A 13,787-nucleotide genomic window follows, 5' to 3' on the forward strand; every position below is an offset into this window, starting at 1 on the left:
TTGGTACTCTTTAAGATGGAAGACAGGAGTAAGCGGTTACTGAAAAAGCATCATCCATTTGAATGAAAAAACAACTCAGCTGGCACAAAAGGTGGTTATAACTAATGAAGAAACTCGTGATATTAGGCGGCGGTTATGGAGGAATTAAAATTCTTCTCACTCTACTAGATCAAGGTCTGCCTGAAGATATTCAAATTACTGTCATAGATCGCAATCCATACCATTCATTAAAAACAGAATTTTACGGAATTGCTGCGGGTACGGAATCCGATCGAAATGTACGCCTCGAATTTCCTGCTCATGAGCAGGTCGATTATGTGTACTCCGAAGTTAAAAAGATTGATACAGATAAAGACCAAGTGCTCGTTGAAGAGCCGCATGAACCCATTTCCTATGACTACCTCGTTGTAGCACTGGGTTGTGAAGACAACTACCACGGGATTGAGGGAGCTAAAGAATTTACAAAAAGCGTCCAATCTATCTCTCAAGCGAGAGAAGCCGGGTTTGCTGTCAGTGAACTGAAAGCTTACGGCAAAGTGTCTGTGGTAGGAGCAGGACTCAGCGGAATCGAAGTAGCTTCGGAAATCAGGGAAAGCCGACCTGATTTAAACATCCGGCTGCTGGATCGCGGTGAGACCGTACTCAGAGCCTTCGATTCAAAAATTCAAGATTATGTGGAAGAATGGTTTGCTAAAAATGATGTGGAAGTTCTGCATAATGCCAATGTAGGATATGTGGAAAAAGACGGGGTTTGCAACAATGGAATCTGCTTTATTAATGACGTCACTATTTGGACTGCTGGCGTCCGTCCAAACCATCTGGCAAGAGAACTCCCTGTTGAAAAAGATACTCAGGAAAAAGTAGTAGTCAATGAATTCTATCAAGTACCGAAACGGCCGAATGTTTACATTGTCGGCGATTGCGCCTCCTCTGAGCATTCGCCTAGTGCCCAGCTGGCAGGACAGCAGGGAGAACAAATTGCGGACATCCTTTCATCTGTTTTAAGAGGCGAAACTCCTCAGAAACCAAAGCCGCTCAAACTGAAAGGCGCATTGGGATCTCTTGGTAAATCAGACGGATTCGGAAATATGCTGCAAAAACCAGTTACAGGACTTCTGCCCCGTTTAGCTAAATCCGGTGTCCTTTGGCTGAATAAACGCCACTAAGACTCAAGTCTTAGTTATCACTTGAAATCAATTCTTATTTATGGCAGAGTTTTAGATGATTACTAAATAGTTAACCAACTAAATGAAGATAAATGTAGGGGGACCAGTAAAGCTGGTTGAGATTGTATCCGATAGATACTGACCCTTGGAACCTGACCTGGTTTATACCAGCGTAGGAAACATAATGAACGACTTATCGTTTATAATCATGTGCACCCTAGGCAAAGGTTCCAGGGTGCTTTTTATATGCTCATGGGTTCCACCAGGTATTCTTAAGTAGGTTAACAACATAAGGAGAATGAAAGATGAACAAATTACTAATTTCTTTGGCAATCCTCATTTTTGGACTTGCTGCCTGCTCTGGTGACGACCATGCCTCCCAGTCCTCAAGCGGGGAAGGCCAAAAGACCAAGTCTGTGAAACTAGTCCTTGATTGGACGCCGAACACAAACCACACCGGCATTTATGTCGCAAAAGAGAAGGGTTACTTTGAAGAGGCCGGACTCAACGTGGAAATTCTGATGCCGGGAGAAACCGGTGCTGATCAACTCGTTGCTTCCGGAAAAGCTGACTTTGGAATCAGTGCGCAGGAAGCTTTGACACAGGCTCGTGTACAAGACATTCCGATCGTTTCTATCGGGGCTGTCATTCAGCATAATACTTCAGGATTTGCGTCTCCGAAAGAAAAAAAGATTAGTTCACCTAAGGATTTTGAAGGTAAAACTTATGGCGGTTGGGGGGCACCTGTAGAGAAGGCGGTCATCTCCTCCATTATGAAAAAGGAAAACGCCGATGTGAACAAAGTAGATATCGTAAATATGGGAAACACCGACTTTTTTACTGCTGTCAAAAGAGATGTCGATTTCGCATGGATCTACTATGGATGGACAGGCGTTGAAGCAGAGCTTCGCAATCAAGAGCTTAATATGCTCTATTTAACGGACTACTCCGAGAAGCTTGATTATTATACCCCTGTGCTCACGACTAGCGAACGCATGATTGACAACCATGCCGATACCGTTAAAGCCTTTATGAAAGCCGTATCGGAAGGGTATCAATATTCCATCGACCACCCTGAAGAAGCCTCAGAAATTCTAATCGATGCCGTACCTGACCTTGACCCTGAGCTCGTAAAAGCCAGCCAGAAGTGGCTCTCACCAAAGTATAAAGATGATGCCTCACAATGGGGAATTCAGAAGGAAGAAGTCTGGCAAAATTATGCGGATTGGATGTACAACCATGATTTATTGGACAAACAATTAAACGCAAAAGACGCGTTCACCAATCAATTCCTGCCAGAAAATAAGGAGTGAATCGTAATGGCGGACTCATTAGTAAGTATACAAATTATTCCTAAAACCAAAGGCGGAGAAGATGTGATTTCTTATGTGGATGAAGCTATTTCATGCATCCAAAAATCAGGATTGAAGCACGAAGTCCACCCTTTGGAGACTACGATTGAAGGAAACTTAAGCGATATCTTTCAGCTGATTGAAGAGATGAATGAAGCCATGATTGCCAAAGGCAGTATAAACGTAATATCCCAGATAAAAGTGCTGTACCAGCCAAGTGGTGCTTCTATGGATCAGCTCACGGAGAAATACCGTTGAGATTACTATTTCAAAGAGGATGGAGACCCATTACGGTCCTCATCCTTTTCCTTATCATTTGGGAATTTTTATGCCGTTTGTTTAACGTGCCAGCCTGGCTGTTACCTGCACCATCAGATATTTTGCATGAAGGAATCAACGGGTGGCCCTCTTATAAGCACCATCTTTATTCTACGATTGTCCTTACACTGCTTGGTTTTTTAACTGGAACAGTCATCGGACTGCTAACAGCGTTCGTATTGCACCTGCTTCCCGCGGTAAGGGAAGCTTTATATCCGCTTTTGATATTATCGCAAAACATTCCCATTATTGTGCTAGCCCCATTGCTCGTAATCTGGTTTGGCTTTGGATGGCTTCCCAAAATCCTCGTCATCGTACTCGTCTGTTTTTTTCCGATCGCTGTAGCAGCAATGGACGGTTTAAGACAGACCAGCCAGGAGCTTATGCACTATATGAAAATGGCAGGAGCTACAAAAGCACAAATTTTCACAAAACTGGAATGGCCGCATGCCCTTCCGTCTATATTTTCCGGATTAAAAATTTCAGCTACTTATAGTGTAATGGGGGCTGTCATTTCTGAATGGCTGGGAGCTAAAAATGGCATCGGTGTCTATATGACTTTAGCTTCCTCTTCCTTTCATACCGATCGTGTGTTTGTCGCTATTTTTTTAATTATGCTGCTGAGTTTATTATTCTTCCTTGTTATTTCTTTACTTGAGAGGCGGGCTGCGAAATGGCAGCAGAAGAAAGGTGAAAAAGCAAATGGCTGAACTAATCGTAAATAACCTCCAAAAATCCTTCGATGAAAAAATGATAATAAAAAAATTATCGTTTACCATTCACGAAGGTGAGTTTGTATCCGTGATCGGTCCTTCCGGAAGTGGAAAAAGTACGCTGTTTCACCTGATTGGCGGGTTATACCAACCTGATTGCGGCAACATCCTGTTAAATGATCAGAATATCACCGGCAAACGAGGACACATAAGCTATATGCCGCAGAGCCCTTCATTATTTCCGTGGAGAACCATCCTTGATAACGTTCAGCTCGGCCAGGAAATTTCGGGAAAACAGGATCAGTCTGCGGCGAAAGCAATGGTTAAGACTGCTGGTCTCGAAGGGTATGAGAATGCCTACCCAAGCCAGCTATCCGGCGGCATGAAACAGCGCGCTTCCTTTATCCGCTGTCTGTTAAGTCCACAGCCGTTGATGTGTCTGGATGAACCTTTTTCTGCCCTGGATGAGTTGACGCGGCTGGAAATGCAGAAGTGGCTGCTATCGATTTGGGAGCACCATAAGCATTCGGTCCTGTTTGTAACCCATAATATTGAAGAAGCGCTTTACCTTTCTGACCGAATCCTTGTGCTTTCCACAAGTCCTGCAGAAATTAAAAAAATCTACACCATTCCCTTCGAAAGACCGAGAGAACAATCGCTTATGTTATCGCAGGAGTTTTTAGAATGGAAACGGGAAATCTATCAGGAATTGAGGTGAGTTTAATGAAGAATGCGATTATAGATGCTCATATCCACTTAGATATGTACGAAGAGTGTGAAAGAAACCAACTATTAAATGAGCTTGATATGTACAAGGTTGAGAAGGTAATTGCTGTCTCGACCGACTACCAGTCTGCTTTAACCAACCTTGAATACAGTAAGCAAAATAAGAAGATAAAGCCAGCCGCAGGCTTTCATCCTGAACAGCCATTGCCTGAAGAAGCTGAGCTGCAAAAGCTCTTTTCCCTGATCGAACGAAAAAAGAATGAAATAGTTGCAATAGGTGAAGTCGGTCTTCCTTACTACTTGCGGAAAGAACAAAAACAACTTTCTCTTAATTCCTACATTGAAATTCTGGAAGTTTTCGTAAAGTATGCCGCTAAAACCGGTAAACCCATTGCCCTGCACGCCATTTATGAGGATGCTGAAATTGTCTGTGACTTACTAGAAAGGTATTCTGTCTCCAACGCCCATTTTCATTGGTTTAAAGGATCTGAAAAAATTTTGCAAAGGATGAAGGAAAACGGCTACTTCGTGTCGTTTACCCCAGATTGTCTTTACGAGGAAGAAATAAAGAGGATCATTAAATCTTATCCAATAGAATTAATGATGGCAGAAACAGACGGTCCCTGGCCGTTTGCAGGACCATTTTCCGGAGAACTTACCCATCCCAAAATGATCCACTCTTCCATCAAGCAGATTTCCAGGCTTAAGAATGTTCCTATGCAGGATGTCTACTCCCGCTTTTTCAAAAACACCAGCATATTTTACGATTTGCAGGAATGAAAACGAAGTAAAATGAGGTCGATGAATGGATGAAGAAAATTTTCCTTTTTAAATCCAAGGGAATCACTCTTTTTAGATTGGCCACTGTTGATTCCACGATGAGCGGGCGGTGGTGACGCCTGCGAAAACAGCGCGAGCCGAAGACCCACCTGGTCAAGTGATCTTCTGACCAAGGGAGCTTGAGGCCGTGCGAGCGGCAAGCAACCACCGACAAGCGATTCGTGAGCATCAACGACAGACTTTAACAGCATTTCTAAATTAGAAGGAACTTTTTCAGGCTTCCTTTCTATTTTTCATTTCTTCCTGGACCTCTCGGATCAGATGAGGGGTTTGATTAATTATTCTGCCGGTATAGGCATAACCTGCCATAATGACTATGGATATTCCCCAGCTTAAAGCCTGCTTAAGAATAATTCCTTTATCAAACGCTTCAACACCGTACTCTTTAATAAGCCAGAATTTCACTGTGGCCAGGATAATATTTTGCAAGGCAAAAGCTAAAGTTATTAGATTCAGGAGCACAAAAAGCCTTTTTTTATGAAACAGTTTGTAGCTGAATTTACGATCATATCCCTGCAATTCTGTGAAATCAAGCAGAAAATATAATGCGAGAGGTCTTCTTGCCAGCATAGTCAGCAAAAAGAAGACAGCCATCACATAAGCAAAGACCACATTATTCCACAATAACTGTAAAGCAGAACCGGCAAGCACATCGATCAAGGTGCCAATTACCAGGTTGCTTATCATAAAAATCCCAAATACATTCACTTTTTTAAGAGCAAGAAAACGATAAATCGTATAAACGATGCCAGGCACTGTAGACAAGAGCATGGCATAGTAATCGCCGATAACATCACGGGTCAGGTGCCAGACAGCTAAAGGAAAAACTACATAACAAACAATGTCTAATACAATAAAAGTACGATTATTCAAGTTTAAATCCCCCATGAGCTTAGATACTACTGATACGAATTGGATATAAACTTCGTTTCGTAAAATTACAGTACCTGTTGTTTTGGAAGGTCCCAACAGCAGAATATCTCCCTCAGGTACGCCTTCTGAACCAAAAAAAACCGATCCTCTAGTTAGGACCGGTTTAATATATGTAGGCCTGCCATTCCATATGAAATGGTTAAGTTTCCCGCAGTCGTTTATGCGTTATGGAATGGCATTGATAAAACTGTATCACAGGCTTGCGGTTCATTCAAGTAGAGCTATATTGAATCAGCGGGAGGGACTCAATTAACGGTCTCTCGTGGAATCTCGCCATTTATTCAACAGACCATCCAGCTCTTGAGATATTTGCAGCAATTCTTCATCCTGAGGGTTGCTGTAATAGATTTGATACATGACTTCTCTCAAATCTTCAATCTGCTGCTCCAGCTTCAATTTATAATCCAAATCATCAACCCCTTTAGTAATGAATTGCCTGATAAAGTTTTAATAAAACCTGGGATTTATTTCAATCATGTAAAAAGAACAGAAGATGAACTCAGCCACCTTTCTGTTCTTAATGGTTACTTTTGGCCGATTTGCTTCATATTTTCCTGAAGTTCCATTATCCTGCGGGTTCCATCTTCACGCAGCTTTTTATTCTCTTCTTCAATCGCTCGTGTTTCCTCCATACCTTTAACAATTGTATTCCAAGATTCTTCAATGGTTTCAATATCCACACTCGGTCGACCGGATAAGCGTGCGATTTCTGAGCTTTGACTGGCAATGTTTTCAGCATTCTTTTTCAACATTTCATTCGTACGACGGTCCAATTCACTCATAGAATCTGCAACAAGCTTCTGCCGTTTAGCGGTTACAGCTTGGATCACTCCATTCTTAAAAATAGGGATAGTAATGATGAACGCCGAGTTAATCTTTCCAATCAATTTCGTATTCCCTCGCTGCAGCAATCTAATTTGTGGAGCCGTCTGGAGAGCTACCATACGGGCCATATCCAAATCATACACACGTTCCTCAAGAGCTTGGATCCCATTTTTCAATGTATCCAATTCCATTTGGGCCATTTGATCTCCATTAGCAGCTTTTTCTTCGTATTGAGGGACAATCTGTTTGAGTTCTTCGATCTTCATCTGCCCTGCGACAACGTATTTCTCCAGCTGCATATAATAGTTAATGTTGTTTTCATACATCTCATCCAGGGTTTGAGTTGATTTCGTCATTTCATCTTTGTATTTAGAAATCTCTGTGTGTACCTTTTCGATCTCCCCGCCAAGGGTCTGATATTTCCCAAAGATTTTTTCAATCATATCGTTGCCGCGTTTGAATATTTTTGAGAAGAGCCCTTTCTTTTCTTCTTCAAAATCTTTTTTATCGAATTTATCCATGATTTTTCCGAGCTGCGTCAACATAACCCCTGAGTCAGTTACACTGTTAGTCCTCATCATCGAAAGAATTCGATCAGAGAACTGGGAAATTTCATAAGCAGGCTCCTTTCCAAATTCCAGTAAAGCGATTTGATCTTTAGGGTCGATCTCGTTGGAAAGCTGCTGTACTTCCGGTTCCTTTCTTAACTGCGCTCTGTAATCATCTGCTTTCGATTCTGTAATTTCTTCCTTTTGTTCAAGCGTTGTAATTGCACTTTCATTTGAATTGGTCATAAGTTCCTCTCCCTTACTTAATGATAGAATTAATGAATTTTCTCATAAATGTAGGTTCTTTAAATTCCTGTCCAAATGACATTTCCTCAAGCCAATGCGTGTCAAATTCTTTTTTCTCAATAAATTGTTCAATGCAATTGTGGCCCGGAGGGTTATAGATTAACAGATCTAAACCAATTTCATTCAAAAACAGTAAGACGGCTGCATCTGAACGGGCAAGCGTGCCGTTCATCTCTGTATTATAAAGAATCAGCTTAGGTACAGTTTGAGAATAATCAAAAGTCTGCACGAGATGCTGGATAGCAGGTGGAAGATTGGTTGCCTGAGCAAATAAATAATGCCGCACATCTTGAACTGATTCATTCGCTTTTGGCAGCAGTTTTGGCTTTTCGCAAATTCTTGAAATCGCTGCCGCCATTGCCCTTTGAGTACCGCTTGGAAGATGCTGGTACCGCCACACATTGGTATTCATTAACTGGTCAGGCTCAATAATTCCTTTTTCGTTGACAGCGTCCTGATAATGAAACTGGTAATTGGCATTGACTTCATCTGTGAAAGGAAACTTCTTAACCAGCTCCGTTTCCTTCAAATCTGTTAACGTTTGAATTCTGTCCCAGTATTCCTTTGAGTTAGTGGATACGCCCATAACTTTCGCAAATAAATTAGGTACTTGAACCATTTGTTTATCCACTTCAAAATTTGGCCGGATAAACGCTTTTTCTTTAGCAATAAGAAACAATTCATCATAGGTAGTTTTTAGTGTAACTGATTTTGGAATATGGTTTCTGAACTGCCAAGGTTTATATAGACTTGATCCTTCATGGTGAAGGACATGATCCATTTCCTGAGATGAACGGTAAGCTACCGTTGACTGACGTTTCGGTTCTTCTGTAGGAAAGGGCTGTAATTCCGTTCTAGCCGGATACTTATACGTCTTGGAAATCTCTTCTTTTCCATCCAGTTCAGCAAACTGGTCTTTAGCTTCAGGATGAAAGATCAGCACATCACAGCCTATAAGCATCAAGTAATATAAGAAATAAAGCTGGCTTGGCGAAGCTTCCCCATACCATATAACGTGAGGCATCTCTTCTTCGATGTTTACTTCTTGCAGCCAAACGTCCAAGTGGTTCCAGGACCACTTCACAAGATCCACCAGAACTCTGCGGAATTGAGAGTCCGTAAACCCCTTCTCATGACTACTATTAAATTTATCAAGCACTTTCATTAACGACAAGCGGATATGCTTGTTCATCACCGGATTGGGATGCTTTGGAGTCAGTTGTTCTCCATCTAGAAAGGCTACAAACCTGTTGGTCGATAGTCCTTTTTCTTCCTGATTAATCATGAGTATTTTTTGCACCGCTTGAAAGGTTTCCGGAGCAATCCGCTTATTTAACTCTTCATTCAAAATGTGCACGGAATCCCTTTTGTATAATTCATGAAGCATCATAAAATACTCGGTTTCATCATACGAAGTGCCTAAAATCCTTCCTGAAAGGGCTGTGAATTCCAGCGTATGACCTTTTTCATAAACATCTCTTTCAGGTAGTTGATGATGAAGTACATCTTTCCAGCGATCCTCTTTGATGGGGCCGCGATGTATGGTTATGCTTTGATAATCACCCAAGGTGTACACCCCTTTTCTTGCAAATTTAGCGAGGTCGTTCTAGGTGAGGTCGACTTCTTTCTTGAGTAATCCTTCTATGGCTTGCTTAGTAATTTCAATAGATGCCTTTATCCCGGGACAGCGAGTACTAGAAAGCTGCATTTGGCTGTTCAGCAACTCCCCGTGCTTAGGTACGATTCCCCTGTCTGCGTTTTGGACAAGTGGTTGATCTAAATAGGAATCCCCTGCTGAGACAATCGCTGTCCATCCTAATTGCTCTTTTAAGTATTGAACTGCACGCCATTTATTGATCACTTCTGGTATAAAATAAATTTTTCTGCCCTGCCAAGAGACCTGCCAACGGCGTGCTCTTCCCCATGCCTGCAAAGTTTGAGGATCTACGTGATTTATTATAGTCGGATCTACGATATAATAAAAAAAGTAATTTTCCACTACTCTCACTTTTTTCACAGAGTCATAGATCGGCAAGGCTTCCGCCTCCTGCATCACTTCTTGCAGGGAAGGAAGGGAAGTGAGATCCTTCCTCATCTTTTCAGACCATTCCGCCACTTCATGATTGTTTTTCAAAATGACGGCTCCATTTGCAGTAATCGCAAACTCAGGCTTGATCTCATGCTGAAACAGATCAATACGTCTGTATTGAGCCGTTGTTCTAGTCGTGACCGGGAGAAAACAAACCTCATTTTTCAACTGCAGCAGATGCTCTTTCGTTTTTGTAGATATATACGAAAGCTCTTTTCCCTCGTACCTTTCAACCAGTTCGACAGGTTCCTGCGAAGGGAATTGCTCCAGCATTTTTTTGGAAAAAATTAATGTACGATCCAAATCACTGGCAAAGGCTTTCATCGTTTTTTCTCCAATGGTTTGATGATTCCGCAGCACGCGTAAGCCATATCGGAAAATTCCTCCACCGTCACGTTTCGATCCTCTGCCAGCATGAGGATATGAGCTAAGTCTTGCTCACTTGACGGATTGATTAGTATTTTCCAAGGGATTCTTCTCAGGAGCACTCTCGTCGTTTCCCCTACGCCAGGTTTAACCAAATTGATGTCCTCAATGTCAAACTGTTCTTGAATTCTTTTTATGGAGGCAAGTCCTTCCCAAGACGGAGGGGTGAAGTTCTGTTTAATTTCTGTTAAACGGGCCTCTACGAGTGGTTTTATCTCCGGAAACTCTTGACTAATTGTATCGACATAATAATTTGATAGATCTTTCGCTTTCAGTTCCTCATAATACTTTGCTCCGTGGAATTCATCTGGATTAATCCATTGGGTATTTAACACAGAACGGCTGACCAGTCCGGAAATCGTAGAATTAAGGCAGGCGCTTGGAATGATAAAGTCCTCCCTCGTTCCGTAAAGGCTTGAACAATAGCCCGGATCTGCAAGAACCGCAAGCTCTGATGAATGCTCTGTCTTAAATAAACGGTTGTAGGACGTCAGTGCTTTTATGAGTTCCTGAGTGATGGCACCTTTTCCTGTCCACCCGTCGATAAACATCAGCGAAAGGCCGGGATGATTTCTTTCGATATAGTGAAGTGCATTACGATCGATTCCACGGTCCCGGATGATCGATATACTATAGTGAGGGAGATCGACATTGTATTTAAAAAGAATATAGCGTTTAATTAAAACCCCGATGGGAGTTCCAGCTCGAGCCAAACTGCAGAGGACGGTTTGCCGCCCTTTTTTCTCCAAGATCTGCTCGGCTACCACTCCTGCTGCAAGAGCTACCCGCTGTTTATTTTCTTTTAGAGAACGGTAAAACAGCTGAAGATATTCATCCGTTGGTTCATACTCGACGGGGAGCATTTCAGAATAATGGACTCCTTGCTGAATTGCCCTCTCTCTCTCTTCCGTTGATCTCTCCATCCTCACCTCTGAGAGATCTTTTAATAAAAAAATCACGTCCTGACTGGAATAGCTTCCTTTAACGGTGTGTTTTATTTCAACGATGGTCATCACTTCCTTTAGCTAAAGACACTACGTAAAGTTTCGCAATGCCGCACTCTTCACATAAAGATGCTATAGGCTGAATGGATGCCTTACTAACGGGTTTTTCTGTAAAAAAGAACAGCTCTTCATAGGTAGACTTTGGAATATTGTAGAGAAAATGCTGGATCTCAAAATTTTCCGGATTCGGAAAGGTAAAACCGTTCCGTATCGCATAGCCTTCTTTATCCACTGGATGAATCGGACTTCTTGTTGTCGAATGAAAATAGATTTCTTTTCCCATAAAAGCCGCCATTCTCATCGGCAGATACATGAGCTCCCCCGCGCCAAGACAAAGGATTTTCCCGCTAGTTGATCGTACAGACCGTAAGTATTCACCGGCAGCTTTACAAGCAGCTGTCACAGAATCATGATCATCCGCGGTTAAGCCGAACCTTCCTGTTTCATGAATATAATCCTTTTCTATAGATTGATTTCCCTCTACTGACTTCAACCAATCACTGCTCCGAAAAAAATTAGATACGTCAATGAATTGAAAATCCAACTTTGGAGGATCTTCCATTCGCGGACCATAAGAATAGGAAGCTTTACTTAAACTTTTTCCACGAAAGTTCATTTCTCCAGTCAATAGCGAATAAGATCGAATGGTGATTCCTAAATCCTTCTCGATATCACTGAACCGTCGACGGTCATCGGTTGATCTCCAGTCTAAAATAGATAAAACAGTATATTCGTCCCTTGGAAACTTGGAATGCATCTCGTTAATGATGTTAATGGCTGTCTTCCCCGTCGTAATTTCATCATCGACAAGGATCACGGGTTTATCTGATTGTAACCATTCAGGTTTCGCGTAACAGAGCTGATCTACAGCATGGGAATGTTCTTCTTCAAACGTAACTAAAGGAGAATGTGGCAAGTCTTCACGAGTTGTATGCAAATAAGCACTTCCCCTCAGCATATCTGAGACCCCGTGCCCGAGGGCTGTCGCTGTTTCCGCAAACCCTATGACTAACACATCTTCCTGGAAATGTGCCAATTGATCTTTAAGTTTGGAAAAAGCCTGGCCCAACCTTTCATCATCGTCTGACAAAAAATCAGAGAGAATGGCCTTAGTCTCTATATCTGCTTTATTATTCCTTTCAGCGTATAAAAGGGCAAGCAAACCGGAAGTGACTAATGGAACGAACGGCTTCACGGGAATATGCTTCCCGAGAAGCTCACTGACAAATAAAAAGGCACGCTTCTTATTGACTCTGGCAGCCATGGTAAACAATTGGTCTAACGAAAGGTCAAAGGGATTCTCGTTGACTTGCAGTTCTACGTTCATGTCCTTCAGGATCGGCAGTGTCTTCTTCTTTTGTGAGTAGATCGATGTAATTGTACTTTTCATGATACACCCCGAATACTTTAGATTTTAAAAGAATTTTCTGTGCCCAGCGCCTATGAGGTTTTACTTCGTTCATTTTATTCGAATACGTACTCTTAACAGCCCCGGATTCCCGTTCCGAATGGTGATAAATACTTAAGGCATCTAAATACTCTTCTTTTGAAACGACATAGAGACTTTGTACGATATTCAAGTGAGAAGGATGGATAACTGTCTTGCCATCAAGACCATTTTCCAGGTCAAGAATGGTTTCCTTGATCAATCCATCTGCATATTCATTCAGCAGATGGGAACGGTATTCAAGCCCCGCCTCTCCATATTCTTTGTAGAAGGGAGTTTTTCGCAGCTCAGGCTTTAACACTCTGGAAGTCTGGTCAAAATATTCCCAAACAGGACCGGAAATAACAAAATCTCTAGCAAAGAAATTAATGAGATCTGCAATAAAATCACGGATCAGTGAAATATCATAAATCGTTGTGTTGTACTTCCTTCGAATTCCATAAAGCCCGCATAAGTCGGTAGCCCCGATTCTTAGATTCAAAATGTAATCCTTATAAACTTGAAATTTTTCGGAAAGCTCTGTTAACCGCTGATATCTCGTCTTTTTATCAAGCAGATCCGGCGTTTCCAGTATTGGCATGCCGTAAAGAGGTTCCTGATGCTCTTCTACGATTTCAATTAACGCAGAAAAGTAATCTTCCACATTATTTGTACTCAATTTTGGAAACACAAATCCACTGATCATCTTAAGAGAATCTCCTAATTGATTTGCTACAAATTTCATTTGCCCTGCATCCCGGACACGAATAAAAATTAGAGGCAGCTCTTCCAGCAAAAGCTCGTGGTTCGCGTAAGACTCAGAGAGTTTTAAAACTTGTTCCACCACATTTTCTTCAGAAAACGCAACTTCTTCATCACCAATGGCATCTTCCAGGCAGATAACCATGGAGCTAAGCTCAGGATACTTCTTTTTCAAAACAATCTGTGAAATTGAAGAACGTGTAGCAGGCATGTATAGCGTCCCCCCTAAAGCAAAGGCCAGTTCCTCTTTAGGAGAATGCTTCGAAATCACTTCTGGTTTTTTATAAAAGATCCCTGACTCTTCTAGAGCAGATAACCAATTAAAATATCTCATTTCACACCTCGTTAGAATC

General features: G+C 41.8%; 14 protein-coding genes and 1 riboswitch. Of the genes, 6 read left to right on the forward strand and 8 right to left on the reverse strand.

All coding sequences use genetic code 11. The features are described from left to right. The first annotated feature begins 104 nt into the window (after window positions 1-104). The 6 genes from MUN89_RS19055 to MUN89_RS19080 all read left to right on the forward strand — a co-directional run bounded on the left by MUN89_RS19055 (window position 105) and on the right by MUN89_RS19080 (window position 5,055). The gene (locus MUN89_RS19055; RefSeq protein WP_244709498.1) at window positions 105-1,166 is read left to right on the forward strand and encodes an NAD(P)/FAD-dependent oxidoreductase; all 1,062 of its coding nucleotides are present in this window, start codon (window positions 105-107) and stop codon (window positions 1,164-1,166) included. Between the two features lie 86 nt (window positions 1,167-1,252). Further along, window positions 1,253-1,362, forward strand: a riboswitch (TPP riboswitch). Window positions 1,363-1,471: 109 nt separating this feature from the next. Next, window positions 1,472-2,479, forward strand: coding sequence for an ABC transporter substrate-binding protein (locus tag MUN89_RS19060; RefSeq protein WP_244709500.1), 1,008 nt, complete (start codon window positions 1,472-1,474; stop codon window positions 2,477-2,479). Between the two features lie 6 nt (window positions 2,480-2,485). Then, window positions 2,486-2,776, forward strand: coding sequence for an MTH1187 family thiamine-binding protein (locus MUN89_RS19065; RefSeq protein ID WP_244709502.1), 291 nt, complete (start codon window positions 2,486-2,488; stop codon window positions 2,774-2,776). Beyond that, on the forward strand, window positions 2,773-3,546 hold the full coding sequence (locus MUN89_RS19070) for an ABC transporter permease (protein WP_244709504.1): 774 nt from the start codon (window positions 2,773-2,775) through the stop codon (window positions 3,544-3,546). Before MUN89_RS19065 ends, MUN89_RS19070 begins: the two co-directional genes overlap by 4 nt. Further along, entirely contained in the window at window positions 3,539-4,267 is a 729-nt protein-coding gene (locus MUN89_RS19075) for an ABC transporter ATP-binding protein (protein WP_244709506.1), read from the forward strand. Before MUN89_RS19070 ends, MUN89_RS19075 begins: the two co-directional genes overlap by 8 nt. Beyond that, window positions 4,234-5,055, forward strand: a complete 822-nt coding sequence (locus MUN89_RS19080) for a TatD family hydrolase (RefSeq protein ID WP_244709508.1) — start codon at window positions 4,234-4,236, stop codon at window positions 5,053-5,055. The genes MUN89_RS19075 and MUN89_RS19080 overlap by 34 nt, the downstream gene beginning before the upstream one ends. 273 nt (window positions 5,056-5,328) lie before the next feature. On the opposite strand, the gene MUN89_RS19085 is transcribed toward MUN89_RS19080, so the two are convergent. From MUN89_RS19085 to MUN89_RS19120, 8 genes are all read right to left on the reverse strand, one after another. Continuing rightward, window positions 5,329-5,988: a VC0807 family protein gene (locus MUN89_RS19085; RefSeq protein WP_244709510.1), complete on the reverse strand. Its 660-nt coding sequence runs from the start codon at window positions 5,986-5,988 to the stop codon at window positions 5,329-5,331. Window positions 5,989-6,297: 309 nt separating this feature from the next. Further along, complete coding sequence (locus tag MUN89_RS19090; protein ID WP_244709511.1) at window positions 6,298-6,456, reverse strand: aspartyl-phosphate phosphatase Spo0E family protein; 159 nt, start codon at window positions 6,454-6,456, stop codon at window positions 6,298-6,300. A 116-nt stretch (window positions 6,457-6,572) separates the two neighbouring features. Further along, window positions 6,573-7,667 carry a toxic anion resistance protein gene (locus MUN89_RS19095; protein ID WP_244709513.1) on the reverse strand — a complete coding sequence of 365 codons (1,095 nt, stop codon included), beginning with the start codon at window positions 7,665-7,667 and terminating at the stop codon, window positions 6,573-6,575. 13 nt (window positions 7,668-7,680) lie between these two features. After that, window positions 7,681-9,294 carry a YceG family protein gene (locus MUN89_RS19100; protein WP_244709515.1) on the reverse strand — a complete coding sequence of 538 codons (1,614 nt, stop codon included), beginning with the start codon at window positions 9,292-9,294 and terminating at the stop codon, window positions 7,681-7,683. Between the two features lie 39 nt (window positions 9,295-9,333). Continuing rightward, window positions 9,334-10,176, reverse strand: a complete 843-nt coding sequence (locus MUN89_RS19105) for an HAD family hydrolase (protein ID WP_244709517.1) — start codon at window positions 10,174-10,176, stop codon at window positions 9,334-9,336. Continuing rightward, window positions 10,137-11,255, reverse strand: a complete 1,119-nt coding sequence (locus MUN89_RS19110; RefSeq protein WP_244709518.1) for a cysteine protease StiP family protein — start codon at window positions 11,253-11,255, stop codon at window positions 10,137-10,139. Before MUN89_RS19110 ends, MUN89_RS19105 begins: the two co-directional genes overlap by 40 nt. Further along, window positions 11,242-12,636: a phosphoribosyltransferase family protein gene (locus MUN89_RS19115; RefSeq protein WP_244709520.1), complete on the reverse strand. Its 1,395-nt coding sequence runs from the start codon at window positions 12,634-12,636 to the stop codon at window positions 11,242-11,244. The genes MUN89_RS19110 and MUN89_RS19115 overlap by 14 nt, the downstream gene beginning before the upstream one ends. Continuing rightward, window positions 12,536-13,768: an HpcH/HpaI aldolase/citrate lyase family protein gene (locus MUN89_RS19120; protein ID WP_244709522.1), complete on the reverse strand. Its 1,233-nt coding sequence runs from the start codon at window positions 13,766-13,768 to the stop codon at window positions 12,536-12,538. Before MUN89_RS19120 ends, MUN89_RS19115 begins: the two co-directional genes overlap by 101 nt. Window positions 13,769-13,787: the final 19 nt, after the last annotated feature.

The organism is Halobacillus salinarum, from assembly GCF_022919095.1.
Lineage (GTDB): Bacteria > Bacillota > Bacilli > Bacillales > Halobacillaceae > Halobacillus_B > Halobacillus_B salinarum.

What these genes read in the sequence shown, in the direction of transcription:
- MUN89_RS19115 (WP_244709520.1), bottom strand. Translation starts at nt 12,636, where the DNA reads ATGAAAAGTACAATTACATCGATCTACTCACAAAAGAAGAAGACACTG.
- MUN89_RS19095 (WP_244709513.1), bottom strand. Translation starts at nt 7,667, where the DNA reads ATGACCAATTCAAATGAAAGTGCAATTACAACGCTTGAACAAAAGGAA.
- MUN89_RS19075 (WP_244709506.1), top strand. Translation starts at nt 3,539, where the DNA reads ATGGCTGAACTAATCGTAAATAACCTCCAAAAATCCTTCGATGAAAAA.
- MUN89_RS19120 (WP_244709522.1), bottom strand. Translation starts at nt 13,768, where the DNA reads ATGAGATATTTTAATTGGTTATCTGCTCTAGAAGAGTCAGGGATCTTT.
- MUN89_RS19065 (WP_244709502.1), top strand. Translation starts at nt 2,486, where the DNA reads ATGGCGGACTCATTAGTAAGTATACAAATTATTCCTAAAACCAAAGGC.
- MUN89_RS19055 (WP_244709498.1), top strand. Translation starts at nt 105, where the DNA reads ATGAAGAAACTCGTGATATTAGGCGGCGGTTATGGAGGAATTAAAATT.
- MUN89_RS19110 (WP_244709518.1), bottom strand. Translation starts at nt 11,255, where the DNA reads ATGACCATCGTTGAAATAAAACACACCGTTAAAGGAAGCTATTCCAGT.
- MUN89_RS19060 (WP_244709500.1), top strand. Translation starts at nt 1,472, where the DNA reads ATGAACAAATTACTAATTTCTTTGGCAATCCTCATTTTTGGACTTGCT.
- MUN89_RS19080 (WP_244709508.1), top strand. Translation starts at nt 4,234, where the DNA reads ATGGAAACGGGAAATCTATCAGGAATTGAGGTGAGTTTAATGAAGAAT.